This is a genomic window from Burkholderia sp. LAS2 (assembly GCF_018417615.1).
GTDB classification, from domain to species: domain Bacteria; phylum Pseudomonadota; class Gammaproteobacteria; order Burkholderiales; family Burkholderiaceae; genus Burkholderia; species Burkholderia sola.
In genome coordinates, this window is record NZ_CP071052.1 from 4086038 (window position 1) to 4100077 (window position 14040).

Sequence of the window (14040 nt, forward strand, 5' to 3'; positions counted from 1 at the left end):
CGTGAGGACGCCTGATCGCTTACTTCGTTGCCCACGCGGCGAAGCGCTGTTCGAGCTCGTCGCTGTGGTCGGTCCAGAAGCCGATGTCCTCCAGTACCGCATTCTTGCCGTTGGCCGGCGAGTTCGGCAGGTTCGCGAGCGTCTTCGCATCGAGCGCCTTGATCGCGGCGACGTTCGTCGGGCCGTACGCGATGTGCTGCGCATACGCCTGCTGCGGCTTCGGCGTCAGCGAATACGCGATGTACTGCTCGGCCAGCGCCTTGTTCGGCGAGCCCTTCGGAATCGCCCAGTAGTCGAGGTCGTAGATGCTGCCGTTCCACACGACCTTCAGGTTCTTGCCTTCCTTCTGCGCGGCGTCGATGCGGCCGTTGTACGCGGTCGACATCACGACGTCGCCGGCGACGAGGAACTGCGGCGGCTGCGCGCCCGCTTCCCACCACTGGATGTACGGCTTCAGCTCGTCGAGCTTCTTGAACGCGCGATCCTGGCCGGCCTTCGTGCCGAGCACCTTGTAGACGTCCTTCGTCGCGACGCCGTCGGCCATCAGCGCGAATTCGAGGTTGTACCGCGCGCCCTTGCGCATCCCGCGCTTGCCGGGGAATTTCTTCACGTTCCAGAAATCGGCCCAGCCGGTCGGCGCAGACTTCAGCTTGTCCGCGTTGTACGACAGCGCGGTCGACCACACGAAGAACCCGACGCCGCATACCTGCGGCGCTTCCGGAATCAGGTCGGATTTCTTCGCGATCTTCGACCAGTCGAGCTTCTCGTACAGCCCTTCGTCGCAGCCGCGGTTCAGGTCGCCCGATTCGACTTCGACCACGTCCCAGTTGACGTGCTTCGCCTCGACCATCGCCTTCACCTTCGCCTGCTCGCCGTTGTACTCGACGGCCGTGACCTTGTTACCGGTCGCCTTCTCGAACGGCTGGTTGAACGCGGCCTTCTGCGCGTCGCCGTTCGCGCCGCCGAAGTTGACGACCGTGAGTTCGGCAGCGCTGGCCGATGCGCCAAACGCGACTAGTGCCAGCGCGAGCGCCGTACGGCGCGCGGTAAAGCTTGCTCGTTTCATGATGGTTCCTCTCCTCTCGTGGTGGAAGTGGGCATTGTTGTTGACGACGTGCTGCGGAAAACCGGGTAAACCATGCTCACGCGAACACGCGCAGGTGTTCGGGCGAGAATGCAAGCGAGACCGGTGCGCCGGGCGAGAACGCGTCGAGCGCGCCGGTGCCGAGCGGCACCTTCACGAAACATTCGTCCTGGCCGGGCAGTGCGCAGCGCATGCGCACGTGATCGCCGAAATAGATGAGGCTGCGCGCCTCGCCGCTCACGCAATTGGCGGCGGCGCCATTCGCGCCGTTTGCGCCGTTCGAGCCATGTGCGGCGAGGCTCATGCGCTCGGGGCGGATGCACGCGACGGCCGGCGCGCCCTCGGCGGCTTCGCCGATATGGCGGCCGACGAGCTTCGTGCCGTCGTCGAGCCGGAATTCGCAGAATTCGCCGTCGACGCGCGCGATGGTGCCGCGCAGCCGGTTGCTGTCGCCGATGAAGTTCGCGACGAATTCGTTGCACGGCGATTCGTACAGGCGGTCGACGGTGTCGAGCTGCTGCACGATGCCCTTGTCGAACACGGCGACGCGATCGGACATCGTCAGCGCCTCGCCCTGGTCGTGCGTCACGTACACGAAGGTCACGCCGAGCTTTTCATGCAGCGCCTTCAGTTCGTACTGCATGTGTTCGCGCAGCTGCTTGTCGAGCGCGCCGAGCGGCTCGTCCATCAGCACCAGCTTCGGCTCGAACACGAGCGCGCGGGCCAGCGCGATGCGCTGCTGCTGGCCGCCCGACAGTTGCGCCGGATAGCGTTTCGCGAAGCGTTCCATCTGCACCATCTTCAGCGCATGCGCGACGCGCTCCGCGCGCTCGCCGACCGGCAGCTTGCGCACCGTCAGCGGATACGCGACGTTCTGCTCGACCGTCAGATGCGGAAACAGCGCGTAGTTCTGGAACACCATGCCGATGTTGCGCTTGTGCGGCGGCACGCTGTTCAGCAGCTCGCCGTCGAGGCGGATCTCGCCGCCGGTCGGGAATTCGAAGCCGGCCAGCATCATCAGGCAGGTCGTCTTGCCCGAGCCGGACGGCCCGAGCAGCGTCAGGAATTCCCCCCGGTGGATGTCGAGGTCGAGCGATTTGACGACCAGCGTCTCGCCGTCGTAGGTCTTCCGCACGCCGCGAAAGCTGACGATCACATCATCGGACTTCATCGTGGCTGTCCCCTTGCTGCGCAACAAAACGTTTTTGAGATGGACCCACTATACGGCCCGCACGGTTCTATACTAGGGAACCATTTCAATATTCCTAGTAGGACCACTTTGGATACCGTGATCCTCGCCGACTGGCTGTCCGCCCGTCTGGACCGCAGTTCGCCCGAACCGATGTACCGGCAACTGCTGCAACTGATGCAGCAGGCCATCCTGACCGGCGAATTGGGGCCCGGCACAAAGCTGCCGAGTTCGCGCACGCTCGCGGGCGACCTGTCGATCGCGCGCAATACGGTGCTGCACGTATACGACCAGCTGACGGCCGAAGGCTACGTGCTGACGACGACCGGCAGCGGCACCTACGTGGCCGACACGCGGCCGGACGCCGCCGCGATCCGCGTGCCGGGCGCCGCGCCGCCGGCGTCGGCCACTGGCGAACCGCCGCCGCCCGACGCGCAGCGCAGCCTGTCGATGCGCGGGCGGCAACTGGTCGAGCATGCGGGCGTGTCGCGGCGCCAGTGGGGGGCGTTCATGCCGGGCGTGCCGGACGTGTCGGAATTCCCGAGCCGCACGTGGAGCCGGCTGCAGGCGCGACTGTGGAAGGAAGCCAATCCGGAGCTGCTGACCTATGCGCCGGGCGGCGGCTACCGGCCGCTGCGGCGCGCGCTCGCCGACTACCTGCGCGTCGCACGCTCGGTCAAATGCTCGCCGGACCAGGTGATCATCACGACCGGTATTCATCAGTCGATCGATCTCGCGGTGCGGCTGCTGTCCGACATCGGCGATCGCGCGTGGGTCGAGGAACCGTGCTACTGGGGCGTGCGCAGCGTGCTGCAGGCGGCCGGCCTCACGCTCGCGCCGGTGCCGGTCGACCAGGAAGGGCTCGACCCGCGCGCGAGCGACATGCAGCATCCGCCGCGGCTCGTGCTCGTCACGCCGTCGCACCAGTACCCGCTCGGGATGGTGATGAGCCTCGCGCGGCGCCGCATGCTGCTCGAATATGCGCGCCAGCACCGCTGCTGGATCATCGAGGACGATTACGACAGCGAATTCCGTTACGGCAGCCGCCCGCTCGCGTCGCTGCAGGGACTCGACGAGGGGGGCCGCGTGATCTACGTCGGCAGTCTCGGCAAGATGCTGTTCCCGGGGTTGCGGATGGGCTACATGGTCGTGCCCGAGCATCTGGTCGACACCTTCCGCACCGGGCTGTCGGAGCTGTATCGGGAAGGCCAGCTGATGCAGCAGGCCGTGCTCGCCGAATTCATCATGGACGGCCACCTCACTTCGCACGTCAGACGAATGCGCACGCTGTACGGCGAGCGCCGGCAACTGATGATCGACGCGATCCGCGCGCGCTTCGGCGACGCGCTGCCGGTGATGGGCGACGAGGCCGGCCTGCATCTGGTGCTCGGCCTGCCCGACGCGTGCGACGATCGCGCGGTCACGCAGAGCGCATTCGACGCGGGCGTGATCGTGCGCCCGCTCACCAGCTACTACAGCAGCCTCGACACCGCGCGGCAGGGTTTGCTGCTCGGCTATGCATGCGTCGCGCACGAAGGCATTCGCCCCGCGTTCGACACGCTCGCCGATACCATCGAGCAACATCTGCCGCGGCACATCACGCGCGCCGCGTGAAGCCTGCCGCACACGGCGGCGCGCGGTTCGTCAATGCGCGCTGCCCGCGCCGCGATCGAGCGACGCCGCGCGCACGGCTTCGCCGGGCTTCGTGAACACACGCTGCCGCAACGCGGCAATCTGTGCGTCGCGATCCTGCGGCGACAGGCCGGCCGATTCGATCTGCGCACGCTGCGCCGCATAGTCCGCGTAACGGCCCTGCCACGACGCGTCGTCCTGCTGCATCTGCGCAACGCGCGCGGCGGCCTCGGGGCCGAGCGTCTGCGTCAGTTGCGCGCGCATCGCGTCAGGCGTCGCGCCGCGCTTCTGCAATTGCGCGATCCGGTCGATCGCGGCGCGTTGTTGGTCCACCCGCTGCTGCGCCGCGCGTTCGTCGGCCGGCATCTGCTGCTCGAGCGCCGCGAGCCGCTCGGCCTTCTGCGCATCGGTCAATGAGCGATCCTGAGTGATCTTCAATCGTGCGAGGTCGTAGCGCTGCCGCCACTGCTCCGCGCCGAAGAACGGCTGGCTCCAGTCGCCGAGCGTGCGATAGGCGATCGACGCGCGCTGGTCGAGCGCGAGCTGCAACGCGCCCAGGTCGGACTTGTCGACCGCGCCGGCATCGCTCAATTTGGCGAGCGCATCGAGATACGCGCGATACCGGTGCCACACGTCGAGCGCCTCGGCCTGCGCGACCGTGCCGTCGAGCTGCGCGGCGATCTCGCGCACGACGAACGCATCGAGCGCCACCGCGCTCAGGTCGCTCTGCGCGGTCAGGCAATAGTCGAAGAAATCGCGCACCGCGCGCGACTTCGCAAGATGGCCGCCTGCATCGAGCGGCAGGCGCGGCGCGCTGGAACCGGCGAGCGACGTCGGCAGGTCCGTACTCGCCGGTACGGCCGGCTGCGGCGCGGCGGCCGTCACGCGGCTCGTCGCGGGTGCATCCGGCACGTCACCCGCGGCGCCCGTGCCGCGATGCGATCCCGCCGCGCTCCACATCGCGACGCCGGCAATCGCCGCCAGCCCCACGACACCATAGATCGCCGCGCGCCGCGCCAGCGGCGCGCGCCCTTCACGTGCCGCCATCGATCACACGCCCGCGATTTTCAACCGGTTCGCATGCGTGCGGATCACCGCGACCGGATCTTCCGCATACGCGCCACGCACGCCGAGCAACTGGTTGATCTCGTCGATGTGGTTCCACTTGTAGCTCGTGCTCAGCACCTTGCCGTACAGCGCGCTGCACTTCGATACGAGCCCGTCGTTCTGGCCCGAGCCGCGGTTGATCATCACCGTGCCGGTTCCATACAGCGCAAGCGTCGACAGATCGAGCGCGTTCGCCGGATCGATCACCGGAATCGTGCTCGTGTCCGTCGCGCCCGTCGCGCCGAGCACGGAAAGCGTCGGCTGGATCGCCGTGCCGGCCCACGAATACAGCAGATGCGTGTTGCCGCCGACGGTTTCGGTCGGTGCACCGGTCTGGCAGCTCCCTGGCGCGCCGAGGCCCGCGCTCGGATAGTTCTGGTTGTAGGCGGCGGCCTGCGCGGTCGTCAGCGTCTTCAGTGCAGCGAGGGCATCCTGGTTCGTGTTGTGGCTGCTGTTCGTCAGGATCCCGAATACATTGACGAACGCGGCGATCACCGTCGAAGACAACCCGGTCGGATCGTATGCGAGCACGCCCTGCACGAAGTCGGCGAACTCGGAGCCGCGATGCGGCGTGCCGATCGTCGTCACCGACGCGACGAGATCGGGTGCGACGGCCGCGACATAGCGCGACGTCAGCCCGCCCTGGCTGTGCCCGACGAGATTGACCTTGGTCGCGCCGGTCGCCGCGAGCACCGTCTTCACGTAAGCGAGCAGTTGTTCGCCGCGCCCGTTCGGGCCGTCGTCGCTCTGGAAGCCCGACAGGTTCGCGACGTAGACGGTCGCGCCATGCTGCTGCAGGTCTTCCTGGATGCCGTACCAGTAGTCGAGTACGCCCGCATACTTGTCGGTGCCGGTCAGCCCGTGCACGAGAATGATTGGATAGCGCGTCGTCGCATAGTCGTCGGCGGGCGCGGTTGCCGCCATCGCCGTGTGCGTCGTCGCGAGCGTCGTCAGCGCGGTCGACGCCGCGAACGGCGCGACGCTCATCGCGCATGCCACTGCCCCTGCCATTACCCTGGAACGCATCGATCTGGCCATGCATGTTCTCCTGATTATTGTGCTGCCGGTGCGAATGACACCGGATCGACACGCACGCCGCATTGCGCGCACCGCGCGGGTCGAATGCGGGAGTGAAGCACGACTCGCGAACGTTTGCGCCCCGACTAGATACGGTTCTCTAATCGGTTGACGCGCGCCGCCCGTTCGGGCGGTGCGGCGTCCAGGCACGCGCATGCTGCGACGCACACGCGCGATGCACGCTACAGCTTCGCGCTCACGCGCACCCATGCGGTACGCCCCGGCTCCATCACCGGCGCGTTCGCCGGATAGCCGAAACCGGCATTGCCGGCGAGGTTCAAATGCTCGGTGTAGGCCTTGTTCAGCACGTTGTCGACGCCGACCGAGATCTGCACGGTCTTGCTGACGTTGTACTGCGTATGCAGCGACAACACGCCGAATCCGGCGCTCGGGCCGAAGTCCTTGCCGACCACGTTGCCCTCGTTCGGCGCATAGCGATGCTGCGGCGCAACGATGCGCCACAGGCCGCCCGCCGACCATGCGCCGCGCGTGTATTCGAGCCCGATGCGCGCTTCGAGCGGCGGCATCTGCGGCAGCGGATCGCCGCTCGCCACGTTGCGCCCCCACGCATACGCGAGCGACGTCTCGATGCGCAGCGGCGCGACCGGCCGCCACGACACACCGGCTTCGCCGCCCATGATCTGCGCGTTGACGTTGGTCGCTTGCGTGGTCGGGCCCATCATGCCGGCCGCATAGTTGAACAGGATGAAGTCCTGGACGTAGCCCGCGTACGCGGACACCCACGCATCGAAGCGGTCGCTCTTGTATTGCGCGCCGACGTCGAGCTGGGTGGTTTTCTCCGGCTGCACCGCCGAGAACGCGTTGACCGAACCGGCCGGCCCGCGCGTCGCGGAAAACAATTCCCAGTAGTCCGGATAACGCTCTGCGTGGCCGATCCCCGCGTACCATGTGACGGGCAGCGACGCGAGATCGCGCTCGTAGCGCACGAAGCCGCTCGGCAGCACCTTCATCCGATCGTCGTCGAACGTCGGATTCGGCTTGCTCGTCATCATCCCGGGCGTCATCGCGCGCTTGTCGCCTGCGCTCGCATAGTCGACGCGCGCGCCGCCGATCACGCGCGCGACGTCGCTCGTATACCACGTCAGTTCGCCGAACACGCCCGCGTTCCACATCGTCGCCTGCGCATCCCACGGCTGGTTTCGGTAGTTCTGCCGCCCCATCGACGAACGCGAATCGAGCCGGTTCGACTGCGCATCGACACCCGTGACGAGCTTGACGTCGTCGCCGAAGCGCAACGTCGCGGCCGCACGCGCGCCGACCGTGCGGCGGCGTACGTCTGCGGCCATCCGCATCGGCATGCTGCTCGTCGGATCGGGCTGCCGCAACGTGGTGTTGTCCATCACGTGATCGGCTTCGTTGTAGTACACGCGCGCCTCGATCCGGTCGAGCACGTCGCCGAGATGTCGCTTGTCGAACGACAGCCCGAACGTCTCGCGGCGGAAATGCGCGCCGTCCATCCCGCGGCCCGCATAGCGCGCATAGCCGTCGCCGGTGCCGGCGGTCAGCTCGACACGCGTATGGTCGTCGGGCGTCCAGCCGAGCGCGGCATCGGCGTTCCATTTGTCCCACTGCGACGGCACGGTGTGGCCGTTGCCGTCCTGGTAGTCCTGCGAATGCGCGTGGTTCGCGGTGACGCGGCCATAGACGTCCGGCGTGCCGGCGGTCAGGTCGAGGTTCTGGTCGTTGCGGCCGAACGATCCGCCGACGAGGCTGCCGTCGAAGCGCATGCCGGGGCGCTCGAAACGCGGCGTCACGCGTTCGAACAGCACGGTGCCGGCCGACGCGCCCGGACCGTACAGCACGGTCTGCGGCCCCTTCACGACGGTGACCTCGTCATAGCTTTCCGGCGCGATGTACGACGTCGGCGCATCCATCCGGTTCGGGCACGCGCCGAGCGTCGGCATCCCGTTCGCGAGGATGTTCAGCCGCGATCCGAACATCCCGCGCAGCACGGGGTCGCCGTTCGTGCCGCCGCTGCGGATCGACGTGAAGCCCGGAATCGTCTTCAGGTAATCGGCGCCGTCGCTGGCGGGCAGCGGCTGGCGCGGCGCCTTCGGATCGGTGACGACGACGAGCGGCGTCGACAGCGGCGACGCGACGACTTCGACGGGCGGCAACAGCATGGCCGCATCGCCCGTCGGCGCACCGGCAGCATGCGCGGTGTCGGCTGCGGCAGCGCCCGCGGTCAGCGCGCCGACGGCCAGCGCGCGGACGGTGAGTTTCAGCATGCGCGGTAAAGGCCGCGCACCGGCATTGCGTGGCGCACGCGGCGCACGCAACTGGAAATTGGTCATGATCGAAAGCCCGAGTGACGCCCTCCACGCGGCCTCGACGGTCGCACGGATATCGGCGGTGATAAGAACGGAAGAAACGCGTCAGGCGCGCTCGGGCGGTGCGCGCGGATAGGCGCGCGGATAACGGTCGCCGCGCGCCGCGACGGCAGGCGACGCGGCGGCGGAAACGGAAACGACGGGAAGGGAGTCGACCGACACGGCGGCAGGCGCGCCGATGGCCGGGCTATGCGCGAAGAAACCGCAGTAGCCGCACGCGTCGAGATGCAGCGCATGATCGTGCATGCCGCGCGCATCGGACGGACGATGCGCGCCATGCTCGGTACTGCAGACGATCGCCTCGGGCGTGGCCGCATGGGCGATACGCCACTGCGACACCAGCGGCGCCGCGATCGCGATCCAGATCGCGAGCAGGCCAAGCCAGGCAGTCAGGTGACGATGTCGGTGCAGCATGTACGGCAACGAGTCAGCGGAATGTAAAAAACAGCCGCGATGTTACAGAATGTTCAACGTGGTGACCAGTGCGGGCGCACGGTAAACGAACCGGGGGCGCATGGTTGTCAACACAACCATGCGCCCCCGCGTGCTGCGCGTGCCGGCAGCCGGACGATCAGGGCATCATGCGGCGCAGCACGTCGTCGCGCCGGATGAAATGATGGTAGAGCGCGGCCAGCGCATGCAGGCCGATCACGAAGTAGAACGCATTGCCGATCAGCTCGTGCACCTCCTTGATCGTCGGCCGCAGCGCCTTGTCGGGGCCGAACAGCGTGAACGACACGCCGAGCCAGTCGAGCGACACCGGCTTGCCGCCCATGTTGATCGTCATGATGCCGAGCAGCGGCTGCGCGATGACGAACGCGTAAAGCGCAAAATGTGCGAGCTTCGACAGCCAGCGCAGCAGCGTCGTCTGCGGAATCGGTTCCGGCACGCGGCTGACGACGCGCCACAGCACGCGCAGCACCGACAGCACGAGGACGAACGTACCGGCCGTCAGGTGCACGCTCATCCAGAACGCCCGGCTGTCGCTGCCCTTCGGTCCGCGGATCTCGATGGCCAGGTAGGCCAGCGCAACCAGCAGGAAGATGGCCCAGTGGAAGAAGATCGCGGGCGAGCTGTAGCGCGTCTGTTTCGCGAGGATGTTTTTCATGCTTCGTCTCGTGTCGTATTCGGGGAGGGGCGCCCATTGCAAACGGCCTGCGCCCGGCAAAGCTGTGGCGATTGTAGCCGCACGGGCGTCCAGTTTTGCACGGCGCGGTCAAATAACCGATGAATCGTCGGCGCGCGCCGCGTGACGGCTTGCCCTATGGAAAATCCGCATCGCGCGGGCGGGCGGCTGTGGCACGATGAAGCTTTGGTGCGACGGCGCGCGGGCATCATGAGCAAAGCGTTCTTCGTTGCGGCCTACCGGCTGATCGCCGCATTGCTCGCGGTGTCCACCACGCTGCACAGCGTCGCCGACTACTGGCGCCTGCCAAGCTTCCATCTCGGCAACTACCTCAGCTACTTCACGCAACTGAGCAGCCTCTACGCGGCCGCGATACTGGCCGCGGGGCTGTGGCGCATCGCGCGCCCCGGCTCGGCCCGCTACGAATCGATGCGCGGCGCGGCCGTGCTGTACGTGCTGATCACCGCGATCGTCTACGAGCTGCTGCTTGCGCGGCTCGATGCGCTGCTCCACGTCACGCCGGCGTTCAACAACTGGGTATTGCACCGGATCGTACCGCTCGTGATGCTGTGCGACTGGCTGTATGTCGAACCGCGCTCGCCGATTCCGCGCCGCAGTGCGTTCGCGTGGCTCGGCTTTCCGGTCGTCTATCTCGGCTATACGCTCGTGCGCGGCGCGGTGGAGAACTGGTACCCCTACCCGTTCGTCGATCCGCGGCCGCACGGCTACCTGCCCGTCGCGATCCAGTGTTCGCTGATCGCGCTCGGCGCGGTGGCGCTCGCGTTGTGCATTTGCTGGCTCGGTAATCATGCGAGACAGTCTGGCAGCGCGACGCTTAAGGAAGGATGAAGGCGGAAAGGTGAAAGAGGCGGGGGAGAAAGGTGGGAACGTGTGCGCCGCCCGGCGCACACGTGGCGATGCCGACGATCAGCCGCCGTTGCGCGGCAGGAAGTTCATCGGATCGACGACCTTGCCGTTCTGGCGGACTTCGAATTCGAACGTCGAACGACCGCTCGCGTCGGCGCCCATTTCGGCGACCGGCTGGCCCTGACGCACCGCGTCGCCTTCGTTGACGAGCAGCTTGCCGTTGTGCCCGTAGGCCGTGATGAGCCCGTTGTCGTGCTTCAGGATCACGAGCGGACCGTATGCCTTGACGCCGGTGCCGGCGTACACGACGCGCCCGTTTGCCGCGGCCCGCACCGAATGGTCGGGCCCGGATGCGGCGATCACGACGCCGCGCGTCTTGCCGGCCGAGAACGGTGTCGCGACGACGCCCGTGGCCGGCCATGCGAGCGAGCCCGGCTGGGCGGCCGCCGCGGGCGGCTGCCCGTACGAGGTCGCGGCCTGCGGCGGCGCGACCCGCAATACCTGGCCCGGCGACACGGCGTCCGTGGGCGCCATGCGGTTCCAGTTGGCGACGTCCTGCACGCGCTGCCCGTAGGCGTTCGCGATGCCCGCCAGCGTATCGCCGGGGTTCACGCGGTAATAACCGGCAATCACGCCCGGCGTCGCCGCCGACGTGGACGCCGGCTGGCGCGTGGGCTGCCAGCTGTCGGTCCACGGCGTCATCGTGCAGCCCGTCAGCGCGATGGCCGCGGCGACGAGCGCCGCCTGCGGCAGCCAGCGCGTGAGCGCGCCGTGGATGGGAATAGTTTCTCTCAAGGGTCCTCCCGGATTTGCGTCGTTGCGCCGCCCACCGCCCCCCGGCGCGCGACGCACGATGTCCGGCCGAACGGCCGGATCAATCAGTATCCGACCGCTTTCGCGGCCGTCAGTTTCCACAGCGGAACGTGGTGCGAAGCGCTCATCGGCCCTTTTTCGCGTCGTCCCGATCGGCAAAGATACCATTTGTCGCGGTCAAGGCTCCGACAGTTGCCCGATCCGGAAACAATCTTGCGGCGTCGCACGGGCGCCGGCGGCCTGCTGGCCGGGCCGGGCGGGCCGCCCAGTGGCTGCTCGCGGTTTGTCGCGGAGGCGCACCGCCGCCTGCCGTATCGGCGGCGTCATATTGTCCGCTTCGATCGCCGCCTATACTCGGTGATGCGCAGCGCGATCCAACGACAACGAGGACCATGACAATGAATAACGCGACGTTTCTCTCCGTGCAGCTCGACGCCGACGATTTCGCCGGTTCCAGCGGTCTGGTCGAATTGCTCAACCGGCACCTGCTGTTCGCGACCGACGTCGCCGAAGCGGCCGATGCGCTCGTCCAGCTGGCGAGCGTCACGCACCTGACCGGCGCCGCGCGTCACAGCGTCGAGCTGCCGGTCCTCGCGATCGAACGGCTGCGCGACGCGCTCGACACGCTGAGCGGTTACGACGAAACGTGGCTGCAGGTGCTGGAACCGGCGGAAGCGCTGTTCCGCGATATCGGGCGCGGCAGACGCCCGCTGCACTGAACGACGGCGCATTGCGCGCCGCCGCCAATGAAAAAGCCCGTCGTTCCGCTATGCGGAACGACGGGCTTTCGTACGACAGGGGGTCGGATGCGGTCGCCAGCGCGGCCGTACCATTAACGACCCTTGTAGACCGGTGCGCCGTCAGCGATGCGCTTGACTTGCCAGCCGGTTTTGGCAGCAGCCGGTACGCCCGATTCCTGGCCGGCGGCCGGTTGTGCGCCGTAGCCGGTCGTATCGGCGGCGGCGACGTTCTGTTGCGGGTTCACACGCGCTTCAGCAGCCTGGATGCCTTCCGGGTAGTTCGTACGGTCGCTGCCCAGCTTGTAGCCGGCCTGTTGCAGTTGAACCAGTTCGGCCTTCACCTGGGCACGGGTGACGGGCGCGTTCTGTTGAGCGAACGAGACGGCGGGGACAGCGAGGACGGCAGCAGCAGCGAACGTTGCGATCAGCGATTTCATGATTACCTCCGGGATTTTTTTGCTCCGCCGCACACACCATGTCTGCAGCGATGGAACAGAGTTTAGTCCCGGCAGCACCTAGGGAAAACCATGAAAGAACGAAAACACTGTTTCCCCGGAGCCAACAATGCTGGCATCCGGGATGGAAAAACCCTATTCAGAGCATAGATTTTCGCAACAATGCTGCCCCCGCTCGCCGGTCAGGCCCAGTTCGCGTGGAAGCTGCCCGGCTTGTCGGTGCGCTCGAACGTGTGCGCGCCGAAGAAGTCGCGCTGCGCCTGCACCAGGTTCGCCGGCAGCCGCTCGGAACGATAGCTGTCGAAGTACGCGACCGCCGACGCGAACGCCGGGACCGGCACGCCGGCCTTCACCGCGGCCACCACGACGTCGCGCAGCGCGGTCTGATAGTTCGCGGCGATGTCCTTGAAGTACGGATCGAGCAGCAGGTTCGCAAGCGCCGGATCCTTCGCGTAGGCGTCGGTGATCTTCTGCAGGAAGCGCGCGCGGATGATGCAGCCCGCGCGGAAGATCTTCGCGATCGTTCCGAGATCGAGGTTCCAGCCGTATTCTTCCGACGCCGTGCGCAGTTGCGCGAAGCCCTGTGCGTACGAGATCACCTTGCTCAGGTACAGCGCGCGGCGCACCGCTTCGACGAACGCGGCGCGATCGCCGTCGAACGGCGCGGCCGCCGGGCCCGACAGGATCTTGCTGGCGGCGACGCGCTCCGTCTTCAGCGACGACAGCACGCGCGCGAACACCGATTCGGTGATGAGCGGCAGCGGCACGCCGAGATCCAGCGCGTTCTGGCTCGTCCACTTGCCGGTGCCCTTCTGCGCGGCGCGATCGAGGATCACGTCGACGAGGTGCTTGCCGGTCTCTTCGTCCTTCTTGCCGAAGATCTTCGACGTGATCTCGATCAGGTAGCTGTCGAGCTCGCCCTGGTTCCATTCGGTGTACACCGCGCCGAGTTCGTCGTTGGTCAGGCCCGCGACGTCCTTCAGCACCGAGTAGCTTTCGGCGATCAGCTGCATGTCGCCGTATTCGATGCCGTTGTGGACCATCTTCACGTAGTGGCCCGCCCCGTCCGGGCCCATGTACGCGACGCACGGCTCGCCGTCCGACGGCGCCTTCGCGGCGATCTGCTTGAGGATCGGCTCGACGAGATCGTACGCGTCGCGCTGGCCGCCCGGCATGATCGACGGGCCGCGCAGCGCGCCCTCTTCGCCGCCCGACACGCCGGTGCCGATGAAATGCAGCCCCGATTGCGCGAGTTCCTGGTTGCGGCGGATCGTGTCGGTGAAATGCGTATTGCCGCCGTCGATCAGCACGTCGCCCTTCTCGAGCAGCGGCTTCAGCGATGCGATCGTCGCATCGGTGGCTTCCCCGGCCTTCACCATCATCAGGATCCGGCGCGGCGTTTCGAGCGACGCGACGAATTCCTCGAGCGTATAGGTCGGCACCAGATTGCGGCCGGGGAATTCGGCGATCAGTTCGTCGGTTTTCTCGCGACTGCGGTTGAACACCGACACCGCGTAACCGCGGCTCTCGATATTGAGTGCGAGATTGCGGCCCATCACCGCGAGCCCGATCACACCGATTGCTTGTTTGCCCATTAGT

General features: G+C 67.1%; 13 protein-coding genes. 3 read left to right on the forward strand and 10 right to left on the reverse strand.

Going from position 1 to position 14040, the window contains the following annotated elements:
• Positions 1-19 precede the first annotated feature (19 nt).
• Together JYG37_RS18795 and JYG37_RS18800 are read right to left on the reverse strand one after the other, a co-directional pair.
• Positions 20-1066 (reverse strand): ABC transporter substrate-binding protein, encoded by a 1047-nt coding sequence (locus tag JYG37_RS18795; RefSeq protein ID WP_050011301.1) that lies wholly within the window; start codon positions 1064-1066, stop codon positions 20-22.
• Between the two features lie 76 nt (positions 1067-1142).
• Entirely contained in the window at positions 1143-2255 is a 1113-nt protein-coding gene (locus JYG37_RS18800) for an ABC transporter ATP-binding protein (RefSeq protein ID WP_050011302.1), read from the reverse strand.
• 108 nt (positions 2256-2363) lie between these two features.
• Here JYG37_RS18800 and pdxR point away from each other — a divergent pair, with 108 nt between their 5' ends.
• On the forward strand, positions 2364-3887 hold the full coding sequence (pdxR, locus tag JYG37_RS18805; protein WP_089489154.1) for a MocR-like pyridoxine biosynthesis transcription factor PdxR: 1524 nt from the start codon (positions 2364-2366) through the stop codon (positions 3885-3887).
• 30 nt (positions 3888-3917) lie between these two features.
• Here pdxR and JYG37_RS18810 read toward each other — a convergent pair whose 3' ends face one another.
• The 5 genes from JYG37_RS18810 to JYG37_RS18830 all read right to left on the reverse strand — a co-directional run bounded on the left by JYG37_RS18810 (position 3918) and on the right by JYG37_RS18830 (position 9548).
• The gene (locus tag JYG37_RS18810; protein ID WP_089489153.1) at positions 3918-4952 is read right to left on the reverse strand and encodes a lipase secretion chaperone; all 1035 of its coding nucleotides are present in this window, start codon (positions 4950-4952) and stop codon (positions 3918-3920) included.
• 3 nt (positions 4953-4955) lie between these two features.
• On the reverse strand, positions 4956-6050 hold the full coding sequence (locus tag JYG37_RS18815) for a triacylglycerol lipase (RefSeq protein ID WP_050011305.1): 1095 nt from the start codon (positions 6048-6050) through the stop codon (positions 4956-4958).
• A 221-nt stretch (positions 6051-6271) separates the two neighbouring features.
• Positions 6272-8404 (reverse strand): TonB-dependent copper receptor, encoded by a 2133-nt coding sequence (locus JYG37_RS18820; protein ID WP_050011306.1) that lies wholly within the window; start codon positions 8402-8404, stop codon positions 6272-6274.
• An 81-nt stretch (positions 8405-8485) separates the two neighbouring features.
• Positions 8486-8854, reverse strand: a complete 369-nt coding sequence (locus JYG37_RS18825; protein ID WP_050011406.1) for a DUF2946 domain-containing protein — start codon at positions 8852-8854, stop codon at positions 8486-8488.
• 157 nt (positions 8855-9011) lie between these two features.
• Entirely contained in the window at positions 9012-9548 is a 537-nt protein-coding gene (locus JYG37_RS18830) for a cytochrome b (protein ID WP_050011307.1), read from the reverse strand.
• A gap of 228 nt (positions 9549-9776) precedes the next feature.
• Here JYG37_RS18830 and JYG37_RS18835 point away from each other — a divergent pair, with 228 nt between their 5' ends.
• Complete coding sequence (locus JYG37_RS18835; protein ID WP_089489725.1) at positions 9777-10415, forward strand: Pr6Pr family membrane protein; 639 nt, start codon at positions 9777-9779, stop codon at positions 10413-10415.
• Positions 10416-10493: 78 nt separating this feature from the next.
• On the opposite strand, the gene JYG37_RS18840 is transcribed toward JYG37_RS18835, so the two are convergent.
• Positions 10494-11228 carry a M23 family metallopeptidase gene (locus JYG37_RS18840; protein ID WP_050011308.1) on the reverse strand — a complete coding sequence of 245 codons (735 nt, stop codon included), beginning with the start codon at positions 11226-11228 and terminating at the stop codon, positions 10494-10496.
• 416 nt (positions 11229-11644) lie between these two features.
• Here JYG37_RS18840 and JYG37_RS18845 point away from each other — a divergent pair, with 416 nt between their 5' ends.
• Positions 11645-11965, forward strand: a complete 321-nt coding sequence (locus JYG37_RS18845; RefSeq protein WP_124593291.1) for a hypothetical protein — start codon at positions 11645-11647, stop codon at positions 11963-11965.
• Positions 11966-12078: 113 nt separating this feature from the next.
• On the opposite strand, the gene JYG37_RS18850 is transcribed toward JYG37_RS18845, so the two are convergent.
• Both JYG37_RS18850 and gnd read right to left on the reverse strand, forming a co-directional pair.
• The gene (locus JYG37_RS18850; RefSeq protein WP_069618486.1) at positions 12079-12423 is read right to left on the reverse strand and encodes a DUF4148 domain-containing protein; all 345 of its coding nucleotides are present in this window, start codon (positions 12421-12423) and stop codon (positions 12079-12081) included.
• Positions 12424-12623: 200 nt separating this feature from the next.
• Positions 12624-14036 carry an NADP-dependent phosphogluconate dehydrogenase gene (gene gnd / locus JYG37_RS18855; RefSeq protein WP_089489151.1) on the reverse strand — a complete coding sequence of 471 codons (1413 nt, stop codon included), beginning with the start codon at positions 14034-14036 and terminating at the stop codon, positions 12624-12626.
• Positions 14037-14040: the final 4 nt, after the last annotated feature.

Excerpts from the sequence above, each read along its gene's own strand:
- JYG37_RS18830 (WP_050011307.1), bottom strand. The coding sequence starts at position 9,548 with ATGAAAAACATCCTCGCGAAACAGACGCGCTACAGCTCGCCCGCGATC.
- JYG37_RS18825 (WP_050011406.1), bottom strand. The coding sequence starts at position 8,854 with ATGCTGCACCGACATCGTCACCTGACTGCCTGGCTTGGCCTGCTCGCG.
- JYG37_RS18810 (WP_089489153.1), bottom strand. The coding sequence starts at position 4,952 with ATGGCGGCACGTGAAGGGCGCGCGCCGCTGGCGCGGCGCGCGGCGATC.
- JYG37_RS18850 (WP_069618486.1), bottom strand. The coding sequence starts at position 12,423 with ATGAAATCGCTGATCGCAACGTTCGCTGCTGCTGCCGTCCTCGCTGTC.
- JYG37_RS18820 (WP_050011306.1), bottom strand. The coding sequence starts at position 8,404 with ATGACCAATTTCCAGTTGCGTGCGCCGCGTGCGCCACGCAATGCCGGT.
- JYG37_RS18815 (WP_050011305.1), bottom strand. The coding sequence starts at position 6,050 with ATGGCCAGATCGATGCGTTCCAGGGTAATGGCAGGGGCAGTGGCATGC.
- JYG37_RS18845 (WP_124593291.1), top strand. The coding sequence starts at position 11,645 with ATGAATAACGCGACGTTTCTCTCCGTGCAGCTCGACGCCGACGATTTC.
- JYG37_RS18800 (WP_050011302.1), bottom strand. The coding sequence starts at position 2,255 with ATGAAGTCCGATGATGTGATCGTCAGCTTTCGCGGCGTGCGGAAGACC.
- JYG37_RS18835 (WP_089489725.1), top strand. The coding sequence starts at position 9,777 with ATGAGCAAAGCGTTCTTCGTTGCGGCCTACCGGCTGATCGCCGCATTG.
- JYG37_RS18795 (WP_050011301.1), bottom strand. The coding sequence starts at position 1,066 with ATGAAACGAGCAAGCTTTACCGCGCGCCGTACGGCGCTCGCGCTGGCA.
- gnd (WP_089489151.1), bottom strand. The coding sequence starts at position 14,036 with ATGGGCAAACAAGCAATCGGTGTGATCGGGCTCGCGGTGATGGGCCGC.